21 protein-coding genes are annotated in these 22235 nt (G+C 54.4%); 11 read left to right on the forward strand and 10 right to left on the reverse strand.

Annotated features, from left to right (window positions below; all coding sequences use genetic code 11):
• Window positions 1-5: 5 nt before the first annotated feature.
• Complete coding sequence (locus TH19_RS06900; RefSeq protein ID WP_114101616.1) at window positions 6-1172, reverse strand: efflux RND transporter periplasmic adaptor subunit; 1167 nt, start codon at window positions 1170-1172, stop codon at window positions 6-8.
• Window positions 1173-1310: 138 nt separating this feature from the next.
• On the opposite strand from TH19_RS06900, the gene TH19_RS06905 reads away from it, so the two are divergent.
• From TH19_RS06905 to TH19_RS06915, 3 genes are all read left to right on the forward strand, one after another.
• On the forward strand, window positions 1311-1979 hold the full coding sequence (locus TH19_RS06905; protein ID WP_114101617.1) for a TetR/AcrR family transcriptional regulator: 669 nt from the start codon (window positions 1311-1313) through the stop codon (window positions 1977-1979).
• A gap of 173 nt (window positions 1980-2152) precedes the next feature.
• The gene (locus tag TH19_RS06910) at window positions 2153-3316 is read left to right on the forward strand and encodes a hypothetical protein (RefSeq protein WP_114101618.1); all 1164 of its coding nucleotides are present in this window, start codon (window positions 2153-2155) and stop codon (window positions 3314-3316) included.
• Between the two features lie 3 nt (window positions 3317-3319).
• Complete coding sequence (locus tag TH19_RS06915) at window positions 3320-3718, forward strand: VOC family protein (RefSeq protein WP_114101619.1); 399 nt, start codon at window positions 3320-3322, stop codon at window positions 3716-3718.
• Window positions 3719-3802: 84 nt separating this feature from the next.
• On the opposite strand, the gene TH19_RS06920 is transcribed toward TH19_RS06915, so the two are convergent.
• From TH19_RS06920 to TH19_RS06930, 3 genes are read right to left on the reverse strand one after another with little or no spacing between them, the layout of a single operon-like run.
• Entirely contained in the window at window positions 3803-4462 is a 660-nt protein-coding gene (locus TH19_RS06920) for a transmembrane anchor protein (RefSeq protein WP_114101620.1), read from the reverse strand.
• A gap of 16 nt (window positions 4463-4478) precedes the next feature.
• Window positions 4479-5207 (reverse strand): HupE/UreJ family protein, encoded by a 729-nt coding sequence (locus tag TH19_RS06925; RefSeq protein WP_114101621.1) that lies wholly within the window; start codon window positions 5205-5207, stop codon window positions 4479-4481.
• A 52-nt stretch (window positions 5208-5259) separates the two neighbouring features.
• Window positions 5260-5622, reverse strand: coding sequence for a hypothetical protein (locus TH19_RS06930; protein WP_114101622.1), 363 nt, complete (start codon window positions 5620-5622; stop codon window positions 5260-5262).
• 248 nt (window positions 5623-5870) lie between these two features.
• Here TH19_RS06930 and TH19_RS06935 point away from each other — a divergent pair, with 248 nt between their 5' ends.
• From TH19_RS06935 to TH19_RS06945, 3 genes are all read left to right on the forward strand, one after another.
• A complete protein-coding gene (locus TH19_RS06935; RefSeq protein ID WP_114101623.1) occupies window positions 5871-6857 on the forward strand; it encodes an ABC transporter substrate-binding protein in 987 nt (328 codons plus the stop codon).
• A 78-nt stretch (window positions 6858-6935) separates the two neighbouring features.
• Window positions 6936-7715, forward strand: coding sequence for an ABC transporter ATP-binding protein (locus TH19_RS06940; RefSeq protein WP_114101624.1), 780 nt, complete (start codon window positions 6936-6938; stop codon window positions 7713-7715).
• Window positions 7716-7726: 11 nt separating this feature from the next.
• Window positions 7727-8659 carry an ABC transporter permease gene (locus TH19_RS06945; RefSeq protein WP_220151696.1) on the forward strand — a complete coding sequence of 311 codons (933 nt, stop codon included), beginning with the start codon at window positions 7727-7729 and terminating at the stop codon, window positions 8657-8659.
• A gap of 98 nt (window positions 8660-8757) precedes the next feature.
• Here TH19_RS06945 and TH19_RS06950 read toward each other — a convergent pair whose 3' ends face one another.
• The 4 genes from TH19_RS06950 to TH19_RS06965 form a co-directional block, all read right to left on the reverse strand.
• On the reverse strand, window positions 8758-9345 hold the full coding sequence (locus TH19_RS06950; protein ID WP_114101626.1) for a HupE/UreJ family protein: 588 nt from the start codon (window positions 9343-9345) through the stop codon (window positions 8758-8760).
• Between the two features lie 132 nt (window positions 9346-9477).
• A complete protein-coding gene (locus tag TH19_RS06955; RefSeq protein WP_114101627.1) occupies window positions 9478-11892 on the reverse strand; it encodes a TonB-dependent siderophore receptor in 2415 nt (804 codons plus the stop codon).
• A gap of 206 nt (window positions 11893-12098) precedes the next feature.
• Complete coding sequence (locus tag TH19_RS06960) at window positions 12099-13205, reverse strand: FecR family protein (RefSeq protein WP_114101628.1); 1107 nt, start codon at window positions 13203-13205, stop codon at window positions 12099-12101.
• Between the two features lie 138 nt (window positions 13206-13343).
• On the reverse strand, window positions 13344-13826 hold the full coding sequence (locus tag TH19_RS06965) for a sigma-70 family RNA polymerase sigma factor (RefSeq protein ID WP_114101629.1): 483 nt from the start codon (window positions 13824-13826) through the stop codon (window positions 13344-13346).
• Window positions 13827-14071: 245 nt separating this feature from the next.
• Between TH19_RS06965 and TH19_RS06970 the strand changes: the two genes are divergently transcribed.
• The 4 genes from TH19_RS06970 (at window position 14072) to TH19_RS06985 (ending at window position 19262) form a co-directional block, all read left to right on the forward strand.
• Entirely contained in the window at window positions 14072-14458 is a 387-nt protein-coding gene (locus TH19_RS06970) for a c-type cytochrome (RefSeq protein WP_114101630.1), read from the forward strand.
• A gap of 117 nt (window positions 14459-14575) precedes the next feature.
• Complete coding sequence (locus TH19_RS06975) at window positions 14576-15361, forward strand: substrate-binding periplasmic protein (RefSeq protein ID WP_258547853.1); 786 nt, start codon at window positions 14576-14578, stop codon at window positions 15359-15361.
• Window positions 15362-15490: 129 nt separating this feature from the next.
• On the forward strand, window positions 15491-16480 hold the full coding sequence (locus TH19_RS06980) for a GAF domain-containing DNA-binding protein (RefSeq protein ID WP_114101631.1): 990 nt from the start codon (window positions 15491-15493) through the stop codon (window positions 16478-16480).
• A 214-nt stretch (window positions 16481-16694) separates the two neighbouring features.
• On the forward strand, window positions 16695-19262 hold the full coding sequence (locus tag TH19_RS06985; protein ID WP_181846342.1) for an autotransporter outer membrane beta-barrel domain-containing protein: 2568 nt from the start codon (window positions 16695-16697) through the stop codon (window positions 19260-19262).
• Window positions 19263-19284: 22 nt separating this feature from the next.
• On the opposite strand, the gene TH19_RS06990 is transcribed toward TH19_RS06985, so the two are convergent.
• Complete coding sequence (locus tag TH19_RS06990) at window positions 19285-20214, reverse strand: LysR family transcriptional regulator (protein ID WP_114101633.1); 930 nt, start codon at window positions 20212-20214, stop codon at window positions 19285-19287.
• Between the two features lie 112 nt (window positions 20215-20326).
• Between TH19_RS06990 and TH19_RS06995 the strand changes: the two genes are divergently transcribed.
• Entirely contained in the window at window positions 20327-20857 is a 531-nt protein-coding gene (locus TH19_RS06995; protein ID WP_114101858.1) for an SRPBCC domain-containing protein, read from the forward strand.
• A gap of 79 nt (window positions 20858-20936) precedes the next feature.
• Here TH19_RS06995 and TH19_RS07000 read toward each other — a convergent pair whose 3' ends face one another.
• Window positions 20937-21860 carry an arylamine N-acetyltransferase family protein gene (locus tag TH19_RS07000; RefSeq protein WP_114101859.1) on the reverse strand — a complete coding sequence of 308 codons (924 nt, stop codon included), beginning with the start codon at window positions 21858-21860 and terminating at the stop codon, window positions 20937-20939.
• Between the last annotated feature and the right edge of the window lie 375 nt (window positions 21861-22235).

The following is a 22235-nucleotide window of genomic DNA, read 5'->3' on the forward strand; positions in this document are numbered from 1 at the left end:
AACCCTTATTCGGCGGCTTTGGCGGTTTCGACAGGCTGGGCAGCAACAGGTGCGCCCGGTCCGATGCGCTGGATGCCATCAACAATCAGTTGTTCGCCATCCTCAACACCGGCGGAAACCAGCCAGTTCTGTCCCTGGGACTGCTCGATGGTGATGTCCTTGGGAGCAACCTTGCCGTCAACCACCGCATAAACATATGCCGACCCGTCCGGGCGGCGCATGACTGCTTTTTGCGGGATCAGGAACGCGTTTTCGAGATGCCCCTGACGCACTTCACCGCGGACAAACATGCCCGGCAAAAGCGTTCCGTCCGGGTTCGGGAAAACAGCGCGCAAACGAATGGTGCCGGTGGTTTCATTCACCGTCACATCCGAGAATTGCAGCGTTCCCTTGTGCGGATATTCTGCACCGGTTGAATCAATAATCAGGGCAACTTCGATCTGACCGTTTTCAACACCCTTGATGCGACCATTCTGGATCGCCTGCTTGATTTTAAGCAGACGGCCACCGGCCTGGGTAACGTCGACATAGATCGGATCAAGCTGGGTGATCGTGGTCAGCTTGGCGGCCTGATTGGCGGTAACCAGCGCACCTTCGGTATAATCCGACGATCCGATCTGACCGGAAATCGGGGCAGTTACCGTGGTATAGGCCAGATCAATGCGGGCCTGTTCCAGTTCGGCACGTGCCGCGGCAACTGATGCACGACCCTGTGCCTCGGCGGCAACAGCATCGTCATAGGTTTGCTGGCTAACCGCCTGGGACTTGATCAGCGGATCATAACGCTTGCGGGTTTTGACAGCCTGATCATAGGTCGCGCTCTGACGGGCCAGTTCGGCCTGTGCCGCATCGACCTTTGCCAGATAGACGTCCTGATCGATCATATAAAGCTGCTGACCGGCTTCGACAAAACCGCCTTCGGTGAAGCTGCGTTCTTTGATGATCCCGTCCACCTGCGGACGAATATCAGCCTGACGGAAAGCAATTGTGCGACCCGGCATTTCTTCGACAAGACCAACGGTCTGGGCTTTAAGGGTGACAGTACCAACCGGCGTTGCCTGCTGTTGTTGCGGCGCGGCTGCCTGACTTTCACCACCTTCATTCTGTTCGCTGCAAGCCGCTACCAATATGGCAAGCGCGGCAATACCGGCGAATTTCAAACAAGATCGCATGGGCAAGTTGCTTTTCCTTCTAAGTCCCAGGCAAAGCTAATTTAAGGGTGCTTTACCATTGCATTTTGAAATACTGTACGGTACAGTACACATTGTGCGCTGCACGATCAAGAGCCAAAAACAGCTGAATCAAAAATCATGAGTGAAACGCCAGAAAAGTCTGAAAAACAATCCTCTCGCGGGTCCGCACGTCGGCGCGCCATGATGGATGCTGCATGGCAACTCTTGCTGGAGCGAGGGTTCGCTGGTGTCACACTTAATGATGTTATTTCGCAATCGGGTGGCTCCCGTACAACCCTTTACGAAGCATTTGGCGGCAAGGACGGCCTTCTTGAGGCCGTCATGAAAGAACGTTGCAAGGAATTTTCAGCGGAGTTGCATATCTCGCTGGAAACCGATCTCCCTCCTCGTCATGCCTTGACAGACTTCGGAACCAAACTGGCCCGCAAGATAGTAACCGAGGAAGTCGCGCGCTTCACTCAAATTCTGTATTCCGAAGGTCAGCACTTTCTACCCCTGATCGAAAAATTCTTTGAAGTCGGCCCGGACAGCACCCGCAAACACCTTGCAGATTACTTGTCACGTCAACAAAAACTGGGTCGCATCAACATTGGTGATCCGGATCACGCCGCCGAACTGTTCGAAGCCATGGTGATCGGCGACTGGCAGTCGCGCATCATGAAACACAATCCCCGCCCCCAAATGACAGACCGCGAGATTGATGATCGCGTATCCCATGCCGTTCAAATCTTCCTGTGCGGCATCACCACTGACGAACACCGTGAAAAGTTCGGATGTGACAGCTGATTTCCCCCTGTTTGTCTTTTAACTCAGTTGCTTGTAACGCTCCCCTCCTGACAGCATCCTGTCAGCAATCAGGGTGACCGGAAGGTAAACGTCAGAATCAGCGCCCTAACTTCACCAAAATTGGTGTAAAGGATGGTTGAAACAGTAACCATTCCAGTAACAGGGAAATTCTGATGCCCGGACTTCGTGACATTGTCGGAATTGGCTTATGCGCATCCATGATGCTTGCACTTGCCCCGCATGCCCGGGCCATTACCCTTGACGACGCCCGCACTGCTGTTGATGCGATCCTGATGCAGTCCGGCATCACGGCAACCGAACGCGATGCCCGGGCCGTGGATGGCAATGCGGTCGTTCTGACCTTTGACGGTGTTTCCCTTGATCTTCAGGGCTATTCAACGGCGCGCGAATTGAAGATGGATGACGTAAAAGTCACTGTGCGCGATACCGATCATCGCGATCAGATCGACCTTGATGTCAAACTTCCCGAACGCGCAGAAATGGATGCCGAGGCCACAAGTGACAAGCGCGCATTGACGATGCGCAATACCGGCGGCTATCTGCGCTGGAACACAGCAAAAAACATCCCGGTAACATTCGATGGCTTTGCCGACTTCCTGATTGGGGAAGAACCGATCACGCGCCAATACTGGATGATGAACGGCCTGATCATTCAATGGTTGCCCGAACTTGCCCGCATTGCTTGGCAGGGTGCCGAATGGACCGGCCCGAACCGGGAAAAGCGCGGCTCGGTCAAATCGGCAAACTTCACACTTTATCCCGGCGAGAATGGTGAAACCCATCTTGATTACGCCCATGATGGATTGTGGCTGCCCAGCCTGTTTCAACCGCGCACTGTTCGCATCAAAAGCAGCAGCCAAGGCCTGCCCTGGCAGGATGCCAAGCCGATCATCGAAAAGGGATTTCACGATATCCTGACCGGCACTGCCCCGCGTTTCGCCCGTCGTCAGATCGGCGATGCCCTTTGGCAAAAGGCAGCCGAGAATGGTGCACCGGTCAAAGTCGATGAATTTTATGTTGAATCACGCGGGCTTGAAGCACTTGGTTCTGGCGAGTTCCTTGCCCAGACGGCTGCGCGTTATGGCTTTACCGGGGAATTCGACTTCCGGTTGCTAGGTCAGGACAAGCTGGTTGATCTTTTGGGCACCCCCGACAGTCCGACCCTTCTTGGCGCATTATTGCCCTTTGCAGTAAACGGATTGGCGGTCGGACGCCCCGGCCCACAGGGCACCACCGAATATGATGGCAAATTGCTGCCCGATGGTCGGGTCGTGGTCAATGGCATGACGGTGTTTCGTACCGCCGACGGAAGATAGGCCATGACATCTGCCAAACGCCCCGATCCATTGCCCGTAACCGGCCCCTGCAACCGGCTTGTGATCTATTGCAAAAAGATCGATGCGATGGTGGCGTTTTACTGTGATCATTTCGGTTATCAGCAATTTACCGATGAAAATGACCGCATCATCGAACTTCGCCCCAGGGCCGGCGGCGTAATCCTGATGCTGCATCCGGCAGGCAAAGGCCAGAAAGAAGGTCAATCGCTGATCAAGCTTGTCTTTGATGTTGCCGATGTCACGGCCGTTCGTGCATCCCTGATCAAGGCCGGGCTTGATGTTGGCCCAATCCATGATGCGGGCACATATCAGTTTGCGAATCTCAAGGACCCGGCAAAGAATTCTGTGTCGATTTCCAGCCGGGCTTTCTCGGTTCAGTAAGGCTACCCCAAACAGCTTTTCCCAAAAGCAAGAAGGGGCAAAATGATTTGCCCCTTCTTTTCTTACGCCACGCTCAGTTCATTCCTAGTAGGTGCGTTTCAGTTCCGAATAGTCACCTTTGAGATTTAGCGTAACAGTGACATTTTCCTTGCCCCGATTGCGCCAGAACCAACCGTGATACCCGGTGAACTTGGCAACAACCTCACCTTCATCACTTGGTTTTCCACGTCCCTTTTCGTAACTGACAGATTGCCCGCCTGCACCATCGCCATGCAGGTCAAAATTGACAACCCCGCCCTGCACGTCCCACCGGAACGGAGCGACAGCGCCTTCTTCCATCACAAGCTTGTATTCAATGCCCTGCCCCGGTTCGAGGGTAAAGGTGACGGTGTCTTTCCATGCTCCCGAGGTTTCCTGGGCTTGGGCAGAAGATATAAACAGCCCGACAAAGGTCTGTATCAGGCTTGATTGGCTATCGCTTTTGGGTTCGGAGCCAAACTGCTTTTGCATTTCAAGCTGCATTTGCCGATCAGCTTCTGCTTCCTCTGCCAACTGGGTCTTGATGTCCCCCATATCGGTCAATCCCAGAACACCCCCAATTCGGGTTGGATCAATGCCGTACTCGGCGGGCAGAATGACCGTGACAAGGAGGACGATTGCAACCCCGGCAGCCGCAAGGGTTGACCGGATCAATTGCGCACTGCTTGGCAGTTCGTCCGGGTTCGGCTTGTTCGCATTATACATTTTGAAATTCCTGTTCTCAGGCTACGAAGTAGCCGGTCAATTGATAGCCGATGAGCATGAAGCCTGCTGACATCATCGCGACATTTGCGTTGTAGGCATGACGCCAGAATCCCGGTGCCTTGCGCCAAAAACCCATGACAATAAGGATCATTGCAAGAGCAATAAGCTGGCCGATCTCTACACCGACATTGAAGGCAATCAGGTTCGGCAAAAGCCCGTCTGGCGCAATTTCGTATTCCAGAATCTTGGTGGCCAATCCCAGCCCGTGGAAAAAGCCGAATATAAGAGTTGCGGCCTTGGTATTGGGCTGAAACCCGAACCAGCGCTGGAATGCCCCAAGGTTATCCATTGCCTTGTAAACAACGGACAGACCGATAATCGCATCGATCAGGTAACTGCTGACATTCCATTCAAAAAAGACACCAAGCAGCATCGTGGTTGAATGGCCAACCGCAAACAGGCTGACATAAATCGCAATATGTTTCATGCGATAGAGGAAGAAGATCACCCCGAACAAAAACAGAAGGTGATCATAGCCGGTGACCATATGCTTGGCCCCGAGATACAGAAATGGAATCAGGTTTACGCCGCTGATTTCCATAATATAACCCTTGTCGCCTTCGGTAACGGCATGCGCAAGGGCGTCGGCTGCGAATGCAACCAGCATAAGTGATACGGCAAGCAAGCCCGTGGTGCGCGGTAAGAACGCACACACAGAACCGGCAGCCATTTTCAGGCGGTTCATCTGTGAACTTTCGTTGTGTTAATCCAGAAATCTCGAAAAAATCGAAACCGGATCACACAATCGGGGGACGCAGGACGCGTAGCGCTTGCTGGGTGCGTGCTTCTGGGAAGTCCGCCTGCCAAATATTTCCGCCCGGAACAACCAGTGCATAGGTTAATTCAAACATCATGACTGTTGGATGTTCATGATCAACAAGATCATGTGCGGACGGGGATTTTCCTGTTGCCGGTTCTCCGGCCTCATCCCAGTCATGGCTATGACCATGGGACATGATGTCTGCCAGGGCCGCCTCGGTTGCATAATCCCCGGCGGGCAAAAATGCCGACGGTTGCTGATGCCACTGTTGGGCCACAAAGGCCAAAAGCAGCGTCAGGCAAACAAGCAACCGGCTTCTTGCTTTGACCATACGGATCATGTCAGACGAAAAGTCCCCAGAATCTAAAAAGACATCAAAGACACATCTCTTGTAACGATCAGTAAACGGGAAGCAAAGTGGCAATTTAGTGACCTTGTTCATCGCTGATTGAAGCCTTTGCAGTTTTACAGCCTCAAACAGTCTTTTTATTGCTTACATTCAGTTGACGGCATCTTCGGAACTTCGCATGATCGCTCTTCAAGGCTGGCAAACAAGGCCGCCTCAAAAGAATCAGGGAGTTTCTTGGAATGAAATTGAACAAATCGGGCCTTCTTTCGGGACTGGTCCTGGCAGGCAGCCTTTTTGCATCCGTATCCAGTGCATCCGCCGATGAAATCAAAGTCGGCATCGCCAATTTCGGCGAACATCCGCAGCTGAATGCGTCGATTGCCGGCTTCAAGCAGGCCATGGCCGAGAACGGCTTTGTTGAGGGCAAAGACGTTTCCTATTCCGAAAGCCACACCAACTTTGACGCATCGCTGGTTCCCCAGATGATCACCAAGTTGCAGGCCGAAAATCCGAAACTGATCTTCACCGTGACCACCCCGGTTTCCCAGATTGCCAAACAGGCACTTGCCGGTTCGGGCATTCCGATTGTCTTTTCGGCCGTGACCGACCCGGTTGCTGCCAAACTGGTTCCGTCCTGGGACGCAGGCGATGAAAACATGACCGGCGCGTCCGACCTTCAGGATATGGCAGCGGTTCTGGAGTTCACCCGCAAGCTTCTTCCGAATGCCAAACGTCTGGCCCTGCCCTATAACCCGGGCGAAGCGAACGATGTTGCCCTTCTGGAAAAAGTCCAGGAACTGGCACCTGCTGCCGGGTTCTCGGTTGTTCCGGTTGGCATTGATAACGTCAATGACATCATGCAGCGCATCACCTCGGTCGCGGGCAAGGCTGATGTCATCTATACCCCGGCATCAAACCTGATCCAGCCGGCGATTGCCGCTGTTTCCGCAGCCGCCCGCCAGATCGGTGTGCCGATTGTCAACTCTGACAGCTCGGCCGTTGCCAGCGGCACCGTTCCGGCCAGCTTCTCGGTCGATTACAGCCAGGTTGGCATGAATGCCGGCAAGATTGCCGCCGAGATCCTTAAGGGTAAATCACCGGCCGAAATCGCCCCGTCCGCACCGGCTTATGCCGACCACGCGCCGCTGATTTCCAAATCGGCGGCGACGGCATTCGGGATTGAAATTCCGGCTGAATTCAACGATTGCGGCTGCATCGTCGAATAAGTTCGTCCAGACTTGAACAAACATTGGCGCTGGTAGGAACCATCCTTACCGGCGCCAATGATTTTACGGAGAAGACGGATGCTTGAAATCCGATCTGCACGAAAAACCTTCTATGCAGGACAGCCCGACGAAAAAGTCGCGCTTGATAATCTTGATCTGACTTTGCAAACCGGCGAGTTCGGCGTTGTCATCGGATCGAACGGGGCTGGTAAAAGCACCATGCTCAATGCCGTGTCGGGTGCGCTTTCCCTTGATAGTGGTGCGATCCTGATCAATGGCGATGACGTTACTGCCACCCCGGTTCACAAACGTGCAACCCGCATTGCCCGGGTATTTCAGGACCCGATGCTTGGCACCGCGGCCAGCATGACGGTTGCCGAAAACATGCTTCTTGCCGAATTGCGCAGCACGAAACGCACCCTTGCGCGTGGTTTGAATGCCCAACGCCTTGCCAATTACAAGGAACGGCTTTCGGTTCTTGGTCTTGGCCTTGAAAACCGCCTTGATACCAAGGTCGAGCTGTTGTCTGGCGGGCAGCGCCAGTCATTGTCGCTGATCATGGCGGTTGGCGGATCACCCGATTTGCTGTTGCTTGACGAACATACCGCGGCCCTTGATCCGCGCACGGCCGACCTTGTGATGCAAGCAACCGTTCGCGCAGTCGATAGCCTGAAACTGACGACACTGATGGTCACCCACAACATGCAGCACGCTGTCGATTTCGGGCATCGCGTCATCATGCTTGATGCGGGCAAAGTCAAACTGCAGATCGGCGGCGAAGAAAAGGCCAATGTCACAGTGGCCAAACTGGTTGATCATTTCGCGGTCAAGACCGACGCGATGATGTTGGGGGCCTAGGGCATAGAACCATGATGGAATTTATCTCTTCGACCTTTACCAGCTATGTCGCGCTTGTCCCGGTCACGCTGTCGCAAAGCCTTATTCTGGCTTTTGTGGTTTTGGGCATCATGATCCCGTTCCGCACCCTGCATTTCCCGGACCTGACCAGTGAAGGCGCCTATCCGCTGGGCGGCTGCATTTGCGGCATTCTGATTGCAGCGGGTGTGAACCCGGCACTGGCAATCGTTGCGGCCCTTGCATGCGGTTTTATTGCCGGATGTTGCACGGCCTTCATTCATCTGCGGTTCCGCATTCATACCCTGCTTGCCGGTATCCTGATGATGACGATGCTTTACAGCATCAATCTGCGCATCATGGGCAAGTCGAACCTGTCGATCTTTGGATCGGACACGGTTTACAACTGGGCACCGTTTGTCACACCGGGCTTCCCGGTCAGCAAGATCATCATTGCCGGCATCATCGGTGCGGCGGTGTTCCTGATCCTGAACTGGTTCTTTAAAACTGAAAAAGGCACGGCACTGCGTGCGGTTGGCTCCAACCCGGCCATGGCCGAGGCACAGGGCATTTCGGTTTGGGTATCGACGATTGTCGGTGTCGGCCTTGCCAGTGCCTTTTCGGCGACCAGTGGCGCGCTTATGGTCCAGTCACAGGGCTTTGCCGATGTGAATATGGGTCTGGGCATTCTGATCAACGGCCTTGCCGCATTGATGATCGGCGAAGCGGTCGTTGGCAAAAAGTCCGTATTCCGCCAGCTCCTTGCCCCGTTTGTCGGCGCAATCATCTATTATCAGCTCGTATCGCTGTGTCTGGCGGCCGGCATGCCGCCGCCCGATCTTAAACTGGCAACCGGCCTGTTTGTTCTTGCCATGCTGGCCCTGCCGACGCTTAAACGTCGGCGCGGTGCCGGTGGCGCACCGGCACATGAAAAGTTCCGCGAATGACCTTGCGCGAACCATAAGAACCAAATGCAAAACGGCCGCCATTCCGATCAGAAAGGCGGCCGTTTCTGTTTGAAACACCTAGATGTTTTTTGCGGCTATCAGGCCGCAAGCAGGAAAAGACCCGCAGCCGCAATTGCACCACCGCTGGCACGGACCGCCGTCGGGGCAATCTTTTCAGCCAGTGCCTTAACCGACAGACCAAGGCCAAGACCGATGGCATGAAGGGCCGCGGTTGCAACCGCAAAGCCGACGCCATATTCAATACCAACTGCGTTGACCGGCATTTCGGTGCCGTGGGCATGACCATGGAAGACCGCAAACACACCAACCAGCGCCATCGCCGCAGCAGTTGGCATATGCTTGCCAAGGGCAATAACAGCACCCAGAACAATGACCGAGCCGACAATACCAATCTCGACGAATGGCAGGGCAACGCCCGTTGCACCAAGGATGCCGCCAACAACCATCATGCCAACAAAGGACAGCGGCAACAGCCAGACCGATTTGCCACCCTGCTGGGATGCCAGAACGCCAACCGCAATCATGGCCAGCAAATGATCAAGACCACCAATCGGATGACCGAAACCGGCCATAAAACCCGATGCCGAACCAACGCCGGTATGGGCCAGTGCCGGGGTTGCTGCCAAAGTTGCCATGGCAAACGCCACAAATGATGAACGCCGCATTCTCAATTCTCCCCTAAGAAGCTGCTGTTAATGTATGAATAATCCCAAAATCATCATACTCGCATCATGCTGCATTGCCAGATAAAAAAAGGGCGGGGAAATTTCCCGCCCTTTGGTCTGCGTCTGGATGACTTACCAGCTATATTTCAACGTCGCCAGAACCGTGCGGCCATCGCCGTAATAGCGGCTGCCAAATGTGTTTGATGACACATATTCGCGGTCCATCAGGTTGGTCGCATTGACCGACAGGCTGACATCATCGGTCACCGCATAAATGATTGCCGCATCAAACAGCGCATAGCCACCAAGCGTTTCGGTGTTGCCGTCGTTACGCTGGCGTTCGCCGGTATAACGAACCCCGCCGCCCAGCGTCAGGTCCCCAAAGAAACCCTGCCCCGGAATGGTGTAATCAAGCCATGCCGATGCCTGGTGTTCGGGGATATTGGCCGGACGGTTGCCGATATTGGCAACAGTGACGTCGTCTTTGATTTCCGCATCAAGATAGGTATAGGCAACCGTCATATTGGTGCGTTCATCAAGCGACAGCTTGCCTTCCAGCTCAAGCCCGCGGGAATTGATTTCACCGATCTGCTTATAGGTGCTGGTGCTTGAATTCCACTGCGACACGTTTTCCTGTGTCAGGTCAAACAGCGCCGCAGTGAACAATGCGTCGATGGCTTCGGGCTGGTATTTGACGCCGATCTCGTACTGCGTCCCTTCTTGCGGTTTGACGCCTTCGGGGCGGGATGCAAGGCCGGAATAGACCGGCTGGAACGATTCAGAATAGTTGCCATAGACCGAAACTTCGTTGGTCGCCTTATAGGTCAGACCAAGGCGCGAGGTGAATTTGTGATCGTCGCGTTCGGCTGTGGTGCCGCTGCTGATCGTGTCGGTATCACTTTGAACATAATCAAAGCGCCCGCCGACCGTCGCAATCCAGTCATCGGCAATGGTCAGCTGTTCCTGAATATAGGCACCATAGGTCGCTTGGGTGATTTCGGTATCAGACCCGCTGGTGAAATTGATGCAGGAAAGCCCGCAATAGGACGGGTTATAGGGATCAATCGCGGTTGCCGTACCATCGCGGCGCAGTTCACGGTTCTGATCGCGGTTGAAATCGATCCCGAACAGGGTCTTGCTGTCGAACGTATCGTTGATCGCTGTGTCATATTGCAGCTGGTTGTCGATCCCGAAACGGTCCAGCTCGCCATAAATGGCAAAGGCATAACGATTGCCAAGCGGCGTGCTGTCATTGAGATAGACGGTCTCGTAGGTCAGATCGACATTGGTGTAACGCGCATTCTGACGGAATTCGAGTTTGTCCGTGATCTGATGGGACAGCGAATAGCCGATATTGGTTTCTTCGGTGTCGAAATTGTTGAAATCCGGCTCGCCAAAGAACGCATCGCGGCTGGTTTCAATGCCGGTGGGATATCCATATCCAAGGCCGCTATCGCGTTCACTATAGCTGGTCAGGATCGTCAGTTCGGTTCCCGCCTTCGGCTTATAGGTAAAGGCAGGGGCAACATAAATACGATCATCCTTGGAATAATCCTGGCTGCGTTCCGCATCCTGCCACAGACCGGTCAAACGATAGGACCAGTTGCTGTCTTCGGCGACCTTGCCGGTCACATCACCGCCACCGCGCAGGTGGTTTTCGCCAAAGGTGGTAAAGACTTCGCCACTGGCCTCGTCTTCGGGGCGCTTGGTCGTCATATTGACCAGACCACCCGGACCATTCAGACCAAACAGGCTTGATGTCGATCCCTTAAGAACATCGATCTGCTGCAAGCCATAGGGTTCGGGGCGGCTGTTGGTGAAGTTGTAAATCCTGATCGGAAGACCATCGCGATAGCTGCTAAGTGATGTCTGACCAAAGCCGCGAATACGCACATAGTCATAACGATAGTCCGACCCGTATTCCGCGGCCTGAACACCGGCGGTATAGGACACCGCCTGCTGGATATCCTGAACGTTGCGGGTTTCCATTTCTTTCTGGGTCACGACGGAAACAGCAGATGAATCATCCAGAATTGGCGTGTCGGTTTTCGAAGCCGTCCGGCTGCGCGAAGCAACAAAGCTGTCGGTGATTGCGGCGTTGGGGCCGGCCATATCGGCACTATTGGCTTCGACCCGAACCGGATCAAGGACCTCGCCCTGAACGGCATCGCCACTGACCACGGCTTCGATCACAACCGTGCCATCACCGGTTACGTCATAGCTAAGTCCGGTGCCACGCAGCAATGCCGCAAGGGCCATATCGGCCCGCATCGTCCCGGAAACCGCACTGGCATCAACATCACGTGCAAGCGCGCCATCCACGGTGACCTGCAAGCCCGTCTGCACACCAAATTGCGCAAGCGCACTGGTCAGCGACTGGGCCGGGATATCAAACGCATATTGGCCATCAATCCCCTGTGCCGCGGTCTGCGCAACCGCCCCGGATGCGAACATGACCGGCGCAAGTGCGGTCGACATCATCAAGGCACTGGCTATTACTGCAACGCGACCACGATTTCGCAGTGCGTTGGCACCCCCGTTATTCATTCGTCTTTATCTCCGTTTCACGTCATATGCCTCAACCAGAATGAGAATGCAAACGCTTCTCAATGGCGCATATGAAACAAAACGGATCCCGTTTCGGTTTTTTCAAAAAAAGTTTCGAAAAATCAGACGTTTTATGAAAATCGGCCGTTTTCTGCGTTTTCAGAACGCAAAAGGCCCAAGGGGAAAATCAGGGGTGAAATACCCGATCAGGACGCCGATACCACCAGAATCCAAGGCGTAATTTCGCGCACGACCGCATTCTGGGCACGGGCAATACCGCGCAATGCCATCACCGGATCATCAAGACGATAAACCCCGGTGACGGTTTCCTTTTCCAGTGCAGCGTCGGTAATCAGGATGGTTCCGCCATAATAGCGGCGCAGGCGATCAACGATCTCGCCCAGGGGCTGATCCTGTGCGATCAGCTGATTATTGCGCCATGGCGCAATCTGGCTGATCGGGGTGGTTGACCGGCGCACCACACCATCACGGGTTACACTCGCCAACTGGCCGGGTTCAAGCAATTCGGAAACACTTGGAATATTGGCGGCATTATCCACCCGCACCAATCCATGTTCGACCCCGACGCTGGTTTGCCCCATGCCTTCGGACACATCAAATCCGGTGCCCAGTACCGTTACGGTGACGGTATCGGCACCAACCGTAAACGGTTGATCCGGGTTCGGGGTCACGTCAAAAAACGCCTCGCCGTCGAGCAGTTCGACAAACCGGGTCTTGCCATCATAGTGAACCTTGATCGCACTTTCCGGGGCCAGCATCACCGTGCTGTTATCGGCAAGAGTGATGGTCCGAATTTCGGCAGTTCTGGTATAATGATCGGCCTGCATTTCGGTCGCGATACGCGGCCCGATGATGGCCGCAACCAGTGATGCGGCAATTGCCACGCCGCCCAGTCCGATACCGCGCCAGGATGTATTGCCCCGCTTTTTAAACCGGCTTTGTGCCGAAATGATCTTGGCGGTTTCTTCGGCCTTGGCGGCGATGGCGTCTTCGCCTTCGGCTGTACGGACGTTAAACAGGTCTTGCTCGGACGCACGACGGGCATCAAGGAAACGCTGCCAATCGGGTTTGCCATCCTGTGCAGTTTCATCGCCAAGCGGCGCAATCCCGGCCATCAGATCGGCGGTACGTTTGGTCGCATTCCAGGCCTCAAGATGCACGGGATCTTGCGCGCACCAGACATCAAACCGTGCGCGCAAATCCCGGTCATCGGGTGCGTCGTGCAACGCGATGAACCAGTCGGTTGCCTCTTGGGCGGCCTTGGCTTGCACCGGATTTGTCATACCTGTCATCACGTTACTTTACCCCTGCGCACCCGAAACGGGCACGCGCGGGCAACATTTTGAAAAATCGTTGCCAATCAATGCCCAACAAGGCACCGGCACTGCGGACTTCTACACCAAAATATCTGGCAAGGTCATGCATTACCTTCATGGCCAGCCGCCAAGGCGTTCACGGCAATGATCAATACCATCCGCCACCAGCTTGTGCGCAAGCGGTACGGAAATATCGAGGAATTCGGCAATCTCGCGCAATTTCGCCCCGCCAAACCGGTGCATCTCGCAGGCAATCCGGGTGCGTTCAGGAAGCTCGCCCAGTGCCTTCATTAGCGTGGCATAATCGTCTTTATACAGAATGACGGTTTCGGGGTTCGGGGTTTCGTCGGCCGATATTTTGGCAACCACATCATAATCGGCCGCACTGGTCACCCGGTTTTCCTGCGCATCGCGGCGTTTGCTATCAAGGGCAAGATTGCGGACAATCCGGTAAAGGTATCCTGTGGCATCTTCCAGAAACCGGCCCCTGGACGCCTCGTCAAAGCGCAGCCATGCTTCCTGCACCAGATCTTCGGCCTGCACACGATTGCCAATGATCGAGCTGGCATAGTTCACTAGGGCGCTGCGTTGGCGCATGAACAATGTCAAAGATGTTGAATTACCGGCCAAACAGGCATTCCTTTATGCGCGGCCCCTTCAAGGCCCCGTTCCCCCATGGCCAGAGCCATATCGCAAGTGATACTGATTATCAATAACTTTCACCGGAAATAGCAGCCCGTAAACCGGCCCGATATGCCCGCACCTTAGGAAATTCGTTACCAACCCCTGATATTGTTGCGTGATATCAACAAGAAACACGCCGTATCCGGGGGAGTTCCACCATGCAGAAAATCAGCCTTGTCATCCTTGTGACCGGTGTCGTTGCCGCCGGCATGTGGGGCATCAGCGATTATTTGTCGCGCAAGGGTGAAGCGCATGGAAATGTTGTGCGCGGTCAATCCCTTGCCGAACAAACCTGTTTGCGCTGCCACGCCAAATTTGATGGCGATCCCCTGCCCGATCCGGCGATTACCGATGCCCCGTCCCTTGCCAGTTTCGGGCAACGCTGGCCGCTTGAAAATCTTGAAGAAGCCCTGGCCGAAGGCATCACTGTTTCCCATGACAGCATGACCATGCCGGAATTTTCCTTTACCCCGGAAAGCATCGCCGATCTTCTGACCTATATGGAAAGCCTGACACAGGAAGCGAAAGCCAAATCCGGCAAATAAAGCATGTTGCCTTAAATCTGATCCACTTCTCCGGGGGAAAATTACATCCCCCTACTTATCATTATCGATCAAACCGCCATATGACTCAGATAGTTATTCTGTTTCGGGCATATATCGATGATCGCAAATGGCAGATTTTCGGGGCTTCTGATCGCGATAGCGATGCTGTTCGCGCCTGCTTTGGTGCGCGCTGATCATGTGCTTGTGATTACCACCAACATCTATCCGCCATATGTTCACGAAGATGTCGATCACAGTTTCCTGCCTGCCCTGTTTTTCGAAATCGGCAAAATCATGGGGATTAGCTTCGATATCAGAATCCAGCCATGGAAACGCGGCGAACAGTCGGTAAGCGATCTCGAAGCATGGGGAACTTTTCCCTATACCCGGAATAATGAACGGAAAATCACATACAGCTTCTCCGATCCCCTGTATTTCTCGGATTCCAGATTTTTTGCCTATCGCAATCCATCCAAAACCCCGCATGTCCAGCCCCCCGAAACCTATGAAGAATTGACAGACCTTCGCCGCTGGAGCATCGGCGGCATTCAGGGCTATTATTATGAACCCCTGTTTGCCGAAACCGGGATCGAAGCCGACTATGCGCTAAGCGAAAAGCAGAATTTCGAACGTCTGCAACTGGGTCGCATTGATCTTTTTCCGGCGGCCACCACGGTTGGCTGGTATCTGGTCCGTGAACTGTTCCCACCAGAAATTGCTGCCAATTTCTACACCCTTGACCCACCGCTGAGTGCACGGGGGGCGTTGCATTTGATGACGTCAAAGGACTATCCCGACAACGACATCCTGCTGGCAAAGTTCAATGCCGCCCTTGCCGAAATTCGTCAAAACGGCATCTATACCCAGCTGGTCGATAAGTTCGGTCTGGTCATGCATTACTGACCGCACGCTCTGTTGTTGCGAATCACTCGTAAACATGCAACCTTCGCACGAACAGGCCAGTTGACGCGTATTCAGCAGGCCCGAAGTGATAATAAATGAACAAAATTCAGGTTGCAGGAACACACGAGTATGCTTTTGGACGAGCCACTTACTGGCGCGCCGGATGTTGCGTGCCCGCCCTTTGAAATTCTGGATCCCCTGATCGGGCGCGATTTCCCCGATAGCATGACTGCCAAAAACAACTGGCTTTTTCATGCTGCACAGATGCTGCTTTCAAAGCCCTGCGACGAGGCGATTTCCGCTATTCTGGCCTTTACCGGCGCTGGCGCCTGTGCGGATCGCGCCTGGATGTTTGAATATGATGACACGGGGCTTCTGTTTCGCAACACCCATGAATGGAGCCACGAAAACGTCACATCCCATGTCGGGGACCTGCAAGATACCGCAGTGACAATGATTGCCTGGCTGCACCGTCATCTTGCGGGCGGATCGGCTGTCATGATCAATGATGTTGCAGCCCTTCCCCATGCGGCCCGTGATCTTCAGGCCGAAATGCTGCGTCAGAATGACAAAAGCGTTCTGTCAGTTCCGATCTTTTATCGCGGGACGCTTCGCGCCTGCATCGGGTTTGATGCCACATCCCGTCATATCCGTTGGGGATCAGACATCGTCGCATCGCTGGCACAATGCGGAGCATTGATTGCAACGGCCCGCTATGAACGGGTTTTGGCCCCCTTGCCGGGCGGGAAACAAAATCCCAAAGCACCGCTTCCGTCCGAACCGCTGATCCATTTGCGCAGTCACGGGCTGGTACGCGGCGTGACCAGCGCGGAAATTTCCGCACTGCATTCATCCCATGATTACACCACCGTCTATCTTGATGATGGCAGCCAGATCACCGATCTCCGTCCGCTATCGGTCTGGAGTGGTCTTTTGCCCGCCAAACATTTCCTGCGCATTCACCGGACAAGCGTGATCAATCTTTTGCATGTGCGCCATCTTGACCGGCACGCCGGTTCCAGCGGCCAGCGATGGGAAGTTCTTTTGCGCGGAACGGACAAACCCTGGACGGTTTCGCGCCCCTATCGTCAGGATTTGCGCTATCGACTTGGCGTATGAGTCGCCTGCGCAGCCTCCAGACTTCCGCCTAACACCCCGAAAACACGCCATTTTCCACATATGGCACTGTATTTCATGTCGCTTCGTCGAACATACATGTCAAGTATTCCGTTTCCGATTGCACCGCGCATCGCCACACCCTAAAGGCGAATAAAGGAAGGCGGGCAATACCTTAAAAACAAGATGTCCGCCCAGGTTGATGGGACAAATGACGATGCGGAAATTTCCATCGTGGCGGTATTTTTGTGCCAAGCTGCACGATACCACTGTGCTTTGCGGGCTTTCCCTTGCCGGGGGATTGACCACCCTTGTTGCGCCACAGATCGCACTCGCGCAAATCTACGTTGCCAATGGCGACAGCCAGACCGCCACAGGCATCGTTGCTGCCAATGGCGGGACAATTGAAAGCGGCGGCAGTTACACCATTAACGGCCAATTCGAAATTATCGGTGCGAGCACACTGACCAATAATGGCACACTGACCAATAACGTCACGTTTACCAATGGGAATGGCAGCACGCTGAACAATAGCAGTGGCAGTACGCTGAACAATAACGGCACCTTTACCAATAACGGCAGCATTGATGCTGATGGCACACTGAACAATAGCGGGACACTAACCAATAACAGTTACCTGTCGATCCGTTCCACGCTCACCAATACCGGCACCTTCAACAACGCAGGTACAGTCGCGGTAAACGGCGGGCAGTTAATCGGCAACATAAACAATACCGGCACCTTCACCTTCACATCGACCAGCTCCAATACATATTCCGGGGTCATGTCCGGCAATGGACAGTTCAACAAGAACGGCAACCATACGCAAATCCTGACCGGTGATTCATCGGGCTTTACCGGCAGCAACTATGTCGGCCAGGGAACACTTCAGATCGGCAATGGTGGTACTACCGGGGCACTTGGCGGGAACTTTAACGTCACGAGCCTTGGAACACTTGCCTTTAATCGCAGCGACAATGTGACCTATGCCAGTGTGATTTCCGGTGCCGGTAACGTAACCAAACTGGGCGCAGGAACCCTGACCCTGACAGGGACCAATACCTATTCCGGCGCAACCACCGTTTCCGCGGGCACCTTGTTGGTCAATGGTTCTGCCAGTTCCTCGGCCTTCACGATTCAGAACGACAGCACCCTTGGCGGGACCGGCACGGTTGGCGCGACCACATTGCAATCGGGCGGCATTCACGCACCGGGCAATTCGATTGGTACCCAGACCGTCAATGGCAACTATACCCTGACAAGCGGATCGATCCTTGCCATCGAGGTCAATTCGTCAGGAAATGCCGATCAGGTGATCGTCAATGGCGGTGTCGATCTTGGCGGTGCGACGCTGCGCATTCTGGGTTTGCCCGACAATGATATGTCGGGACAGAACAATTACACCCACATCATCATCGCCAATGACGGGGCGGATGCGGTTGTCGGTACCTTCAACACTGTCGACAACCAGTTGGCATTTTACAATGCCAGCGTTTCCTATGCCGGGGGGACGGGCAACGACGTCACCGTCACATTAACCCGCAATGACACCAACTTTACCGACCATGCCACATCCCCCAACCAGACGGCCGTTGCGTCGGTCATTTCAAACTTGCCCGGAACGGACGGTGCCACCATCCGCTCCGTCCTTCAGGGTCTGTCGACCGCCGCCGTCCAGCACGCCTATGAACAGCTTTCCGGCGACGTGCATGCCAGTAGCACCGCCATCAACGGGCAGATCGCCCAGCAGGCCGGCGGGCAGATCGGTGGGCGCATGGCGGTTTTGCGTTCCGGCGGGACCAATGCCGGAACCCTCGTTGCCGCGGGGACACTTAGCCCCGCACAATTGACCGGTTTTGCCCAAACCGGCCCGGCGTCAAGCGACGTGATCAGCCATGATGGCAGCACCAATGCGCCAATCCTGTCACTGGGAGATCAGGTCACACAACGCCAATCGTCAATCTGGCTGCAAACCATTGGCGGCAAGGGCCGTATTGATGGCGACAGCAATGTCGACACCACCAACTATAAATGGATCGGCATGATTGGCGGCTATGACACCAATCTGACGCCAGATACCCGCTTCGGGATCTATTTTGGCTATGCCGATGGCAATAGCCGCCAAAGCGCGCGCGATGCCACCCTTGATGCCGGTAACTATATGGCCGGGATTTATGCCGACCATGATCTTGGCAATGACTGGCGTCTTTCCGGTCAAAGCGGCTGGACCATGATCCGGACCGAAAGCAGCCGCAACCTGACATTCGGATCAATTGATCGAACCGCCACTGCCGAATACACCGACCATGCGGTGAATGCCGAAATCGAACTGGCAAAGGGCTTTGCCCTTAACAGGAACTGGCGGGTTGAGCCTTATGGCGGGTTGGGTGCCTTGTGGAATGCCTATGACAGCTTCGAGGAAACCGGTGCAAGTTCGGCCAATCTGTCGCGCGAAGCCGACAGCCTCCTGACCGGGACTGCAAGCCTTGGTGTGCGAATGGCCGGCATGATCGATACTGGTACGGGTAAAACCATCATTCCACAATTCCGACTGGGATGGGATCGTCATATCGGCCCAACCACAAGCACCACCACCCTGGCCTTTGCCGGAACCTCGTCCTTCAACGTCACCGGTGGGGAAACAGATCGCGATACACTGGTTGGCAATCTCGGCATGGCGCTGGCCGATGACGATGGCTGGGGCCTTTATGCCGATTATCAGCCGTCACTATCAAAAAAGCGCACCGAACATGCGCTTAGTGCCGGCTTCAGAATGAAGTTCTGACACCACCATTCACGCCAGAATATCAATCCTGAGTGCGTCGACCCAGGTGACCGCACACTTCAAACATCACCTGGCGCAGCCACTGATGGCGGGGATCGCGATGCGTGCGTTCATGCCAGACGGCAAGCTTGGTAAAGCCCGGAATGTCAATTGGCGGCGTCGAACTCGAAATGCCATCAAACCGCTTTACCAGCCGTTCCGGAACCACGGCAATCAGATCGCTTTCACGCAAAATTTCGGGAAGGACGAGAAAGCCTGTCACCGAAAGCACGACCGCACGTCGACGCCCCATCCGATCCAAGACCGCATCCGTAACACCATAAAATCCCCCGCCGTCTGGTGACACCAGCGCATGACCCAAATCGCAAAAACGATCCAATGCAAGCATAGCGCTTTGCCCCTGTGGACGATCAGGATGATCATCGCGCATCGCAACCACATAGCGTTCGTCAAACAACCGGCGCGACAACAGATCAGGCGGTGCCGTTTCAGGCGTCATTAATGCAAGATCAACCTCGCCGCGCTCGAACCGCCCGACCAGATCACCGCCATCAACCGGATGCAATGCCACCCTTATCCCCGGCGCACGCATTCTTAATGCTGCCATCAAATCCACCAAAATCACCCGCTGGGCGTAATCCGTGGCTGCGACAGAAACGGTGAAATGCGCTGTTGCCGGATCAAAGCTTGCAGGTTGCAAAAGGTTTTCGATGTCGCCCAGCACCTGCTTTACCGGCACCGCAAGTTCAAGTGCCCGTGTTGTCGGCACCATTCCGCGCTGACCACGCACAAAAAGCGGATCATCAAAACTGTCCCGCAATCGCGCCAGCATCCCGCTGACCGCAGGTTGCGTCAAAGCCAGCTTTTCGGCCGCCCGCGTCACGTTGCGTTCATCAAGCAAAGCATCAAGTGCACGCAAAAGATTAAGGTCAAGATTTCTGATATCAGACATTCTTATGATCCAAATCATGAATCGCGATTTCATTTATGTTGGAATCAGCCTCACACTGCAAGCAGTTCCATTATTCCGGCTTTTCAAGCCGACCTTGCACAAGGATTCCTTCATGCACAGCATCAACTGGCCGTCGGGCTTCGTTCCGGGTTTTACTGACAATTACGTTTCAAACGAAATCATTGTCGCAGACCTTACAGCCGCTGAAATCTGGGACAGTCTTGACGACACATCCCTTTGGCCGGACTACTACAGCAACGTTTCCGAAATCCGTTTCCATGACGGCACAGGCCCAAAACTTGGTCTTGGCGCACGGTTCCGCTTTACCACTTTCGGTTTCCCGGTCGAGGCCGAAGTTACCGAATATCATCACCCAAGCCATGGCTCCCCTGCCCGGATCGCTTGGCACGGTTGGGTCGTGGGGGATGCCGATCATGCACTTGATGTTCATCACGCTTGGCTGTTCGAAGATTTACCAAACAACCGTGTCCGGGTTTTGACCCAGGAAACACAAAACGGCAAACCTGCATCCGAATTACGCAACACATTGCCCAACCCGATGCTGAACGCGCATCAAGAATGGATTGAAGGTCTGGTCAAAAATGCCAGATCACGTGCGCAGGCCAAAGTCCAAGGCCGATGACACCCGAACATAAAAAGGGCGGGAAGCAAAACTTCCCGCCCTTGACCCTTCACAGGCGGCATAAACACCGCACAATCGTTTATCCGTTACTGTGAGGGATCAATCTTGCAAAGGCCCACCGCCAAGCCGGGTCCGGTTCGATGCCAAAGATATCTTTGAGCGTCTGGGGGATATCGCCGACACTTAGCGTATGTTGCTCTTCCTCGCCGGTGACAAGGCGGATGGTCAGGCGGTTATTAAGCAGCGTAAAGCGGGCAAAGGGTGCGCTTCTTGCCACCATCAGCGTCTTGCAAAAGCCGCTTTCTGGATGATCGGACGCGTACCAGTTCATGACCTCGTAATCGATGTCCCCCACCGGGGCGATGTCGATTTCATGAACGGCTTTCCAAACGCCATCGCGTTCAAGTTCGACGAAATAGCTGTGATCGCCCTTGGTCACGCGATAGGTATCATGGGGCGTGACTTGCGGGGATGCGACATCAAGCAACAGGGGCGCGGTCGGCACACATCCGCCAAGACCGACATCGGCAAGCCATGCCTCCCCCTCGATGATCACGCGGTTGGCCATGTGGCAGCGTGGGCGCGGTGCGCCATTCGGGTCATAGCCCCACAAAACGCGCCCGGCCAGACCTTCGACCACAAAGCCAAGGCTGCGCAAAACGCGACGAAACAGGCCGTTTTGTTCGAAACAATATCCGCCGCGCCCGTCATGGATCAGTTTCTGATCAACATTGTGGGGCGCGATGCTGATCGGTTTGTCATTGAACACGTCAATAGCTTCGAACGGGATGCTGGCGGGATGCAGGGCGTGAAGGGTTTGCAAGACTTCAAGGGTTGCTTCGCGCGGGCCGTCATATCCGATCCGGGCGAAATAGGCATCAAGGTCCACTTCCTGAACCGGCTGTTTCACCGGTGCAGCCCAACTGGCATTGATACGGCTTTGCAGGTCGCCACGGTCATTGGCAACGACAACATCGCGGTTTACGGCTTGGTGGCTGTTCATCACAAGGCTCCATCTTTCTGATGATGTTTTCATCTCATGGAGCAGGACGATAGAACCTTAACTTATGTTAAGGTCAAACCGAAAAAAGATGTCTTTTGATCTTTTTTTCTTCGACCCAATCATAAATCGAATAATCTGCGATCAATTACCGCATATTCCGACATATCGTTACATATACCCACCGATGAATGCCCCATGAAAGCAACATTCAATCATTTAAACGCATGATCCACAGCTTTTGCACGACAGTCCCCCTCGTACTGTGATAATCAATACCTAAATAGTTCTCAGACGGTCGCCGGGACGCACATGCCGCGAAAAAACACCCGGCCCGACCAACGGAAACGTCGCCATATCCAACAAAGACGGATAGCC

It is taken from the genome of Thalassospira profundimaris (assembly GCF_003326675.1).
GTDB lineage: Bacteria > Pseudomonadota > Alphaproteobacteria > Rhodospirillales > Thalassospiraceae > Thalassospira > Thalassospira aquimaris.

Coding starts and splice junctions, on each gene's coding strand:
- TH19_RS06970 (WP_114101630.1), top strand. CDS start 14,072: ATGCAGAAAATCAGCCTTGTCATCCTTGTGACCGGTGTCGTTGCCGCC.
- TH19_RS06920 (WP_114101620.1), bottom strand. CDS start 4,462: ATGTATAATGCGAACAAGCCGAACCCGGACGAACTGCCAAGCAGTGCG.
- TH19_RS06960 (WP_114101628.1), bottom strand. CDS start 13,205: ATGACAGGTATGACAAATCCGGTGCAAGCCAAGGCCGCCCAAGAGGCA.
- TH19_RS06965 (WP_114101629.1), bottom strand. CDS start 13,826: ATGCGCCAACGCAGCGCCCTAGTGAACTATGCCAGCTCGATCATTGGC.
- TH19_RS06905 (WP_114101617.1), top strand. CDS start 1,311: ATGAGTGAAACGCCAGAAAAGTCTGAAAAACAATCCTCTCGCGGGTCC.
- TH19_RS06925 (WP_114101621.1), bottom strand. CDS start 5,207: ATGAACCGCCTGAAAATGGCTGCCGGTTCTGTGTGTGCGTTCTTACCG.
- TH19_RS06985 (WP_181846342.1), top strand. CDS start 16,695: ATGCGGAAATTTCCATCGTGGCGGTATTTTTGTGCCAAGCTGCACGAT.
- TH19_RS06950 (WP_114101626.1), bottom strand. CDS start 9,345: ATGCGGCGTTCATCATTTGTGGCGTTTGCCATGGCAACTTTGGCAGCA.
- TH19_RS06900 (WP_114101616.1), bottom strand. CDS start 1,172: ATGCGATCTTGTTTGAAATTCGCCGGTATTGCCGCGCTTGCCATATTG.
- TH19_RS06990 (WP_114101633.1), bottom strand. CDS start 20,214: ATGTCTGATATCAGAAATCTTGACCTTAATCTTTTGCGTGCACTTGAT.
- TH19_RS06940 (WP_114101624.1), top strand. CDS start 6,936: ATGCTTGAAATCCGATCTGCACGAAAAACCTTCTATGCAGGACAGCCC.
- TH19_RS06975 (WP_258547853.1), top strand. CDS start 14,576: ATGATCGCAAATGGCAGATTTTCGGGGCTTCTGATCGCGATAGCGATG.
- TH19_RS07000 (WP_114101859.1), bottom strand. CDS start 21,860: ATGAACAGCCACCAAGCCGTAAACCGCGATGTTGTCGTTGCCAATGAC.
- TH19_RS06930 (WP_114101622.1), bottom strand. CDS start 5,622: ATGATCCGTATGGTCAAAGCAAGAAGCCGGTTGCTTGTTTGCCTGACG.
- TH19_RS06980 (WP_114101631.1), top strand. CDS start 15,491: ATGCTTTTGGACGAGCCACTTACTGGCGCGCCGGATGTTGCGTGCCCG.
- TH19_RS06915 (WP_114101619.1), top strand. CDS start 3,320: ATGACATCTGCCAAACGCCCCGATCCATTGCCCGTAACCGGCCCCTGC.
- TH19_RS06955 (WP_114101627.1), bottom strand. CDS start 11,892: ATGAATAACGGGGGTGCCAACGCACTGCGAAATCGTGGTCGCGTTGCA.
- TH19_RS06935 (WP_114101623.1), top strand. CDS start 5,871: ATGAAATTGAACAAATCGGGCCTTCTTTCGGGACTGGTCCTGGCAGGC.
- TH19_RS06995 (WP_114101858.1), top strand. CDS start 20,327: ATGCACAGCATCAACTGGCCGTCGGGCTTCGTTCCGGGTTTTACTGAC.
- TH19_RS06910 (WP_114101618.1), top strand. CDS start 2,153: ATGCCCGGACTTCGTGACATTGTCGGAATTGGCTTATGCGCATCCATG.
- TH19_RS06945 (WP_220151696.1), top strand. CDS start 7,727: ATGATGGAATTTATCTCTTCGACCTTTACCAGCTATGTCGCGCTTGTC.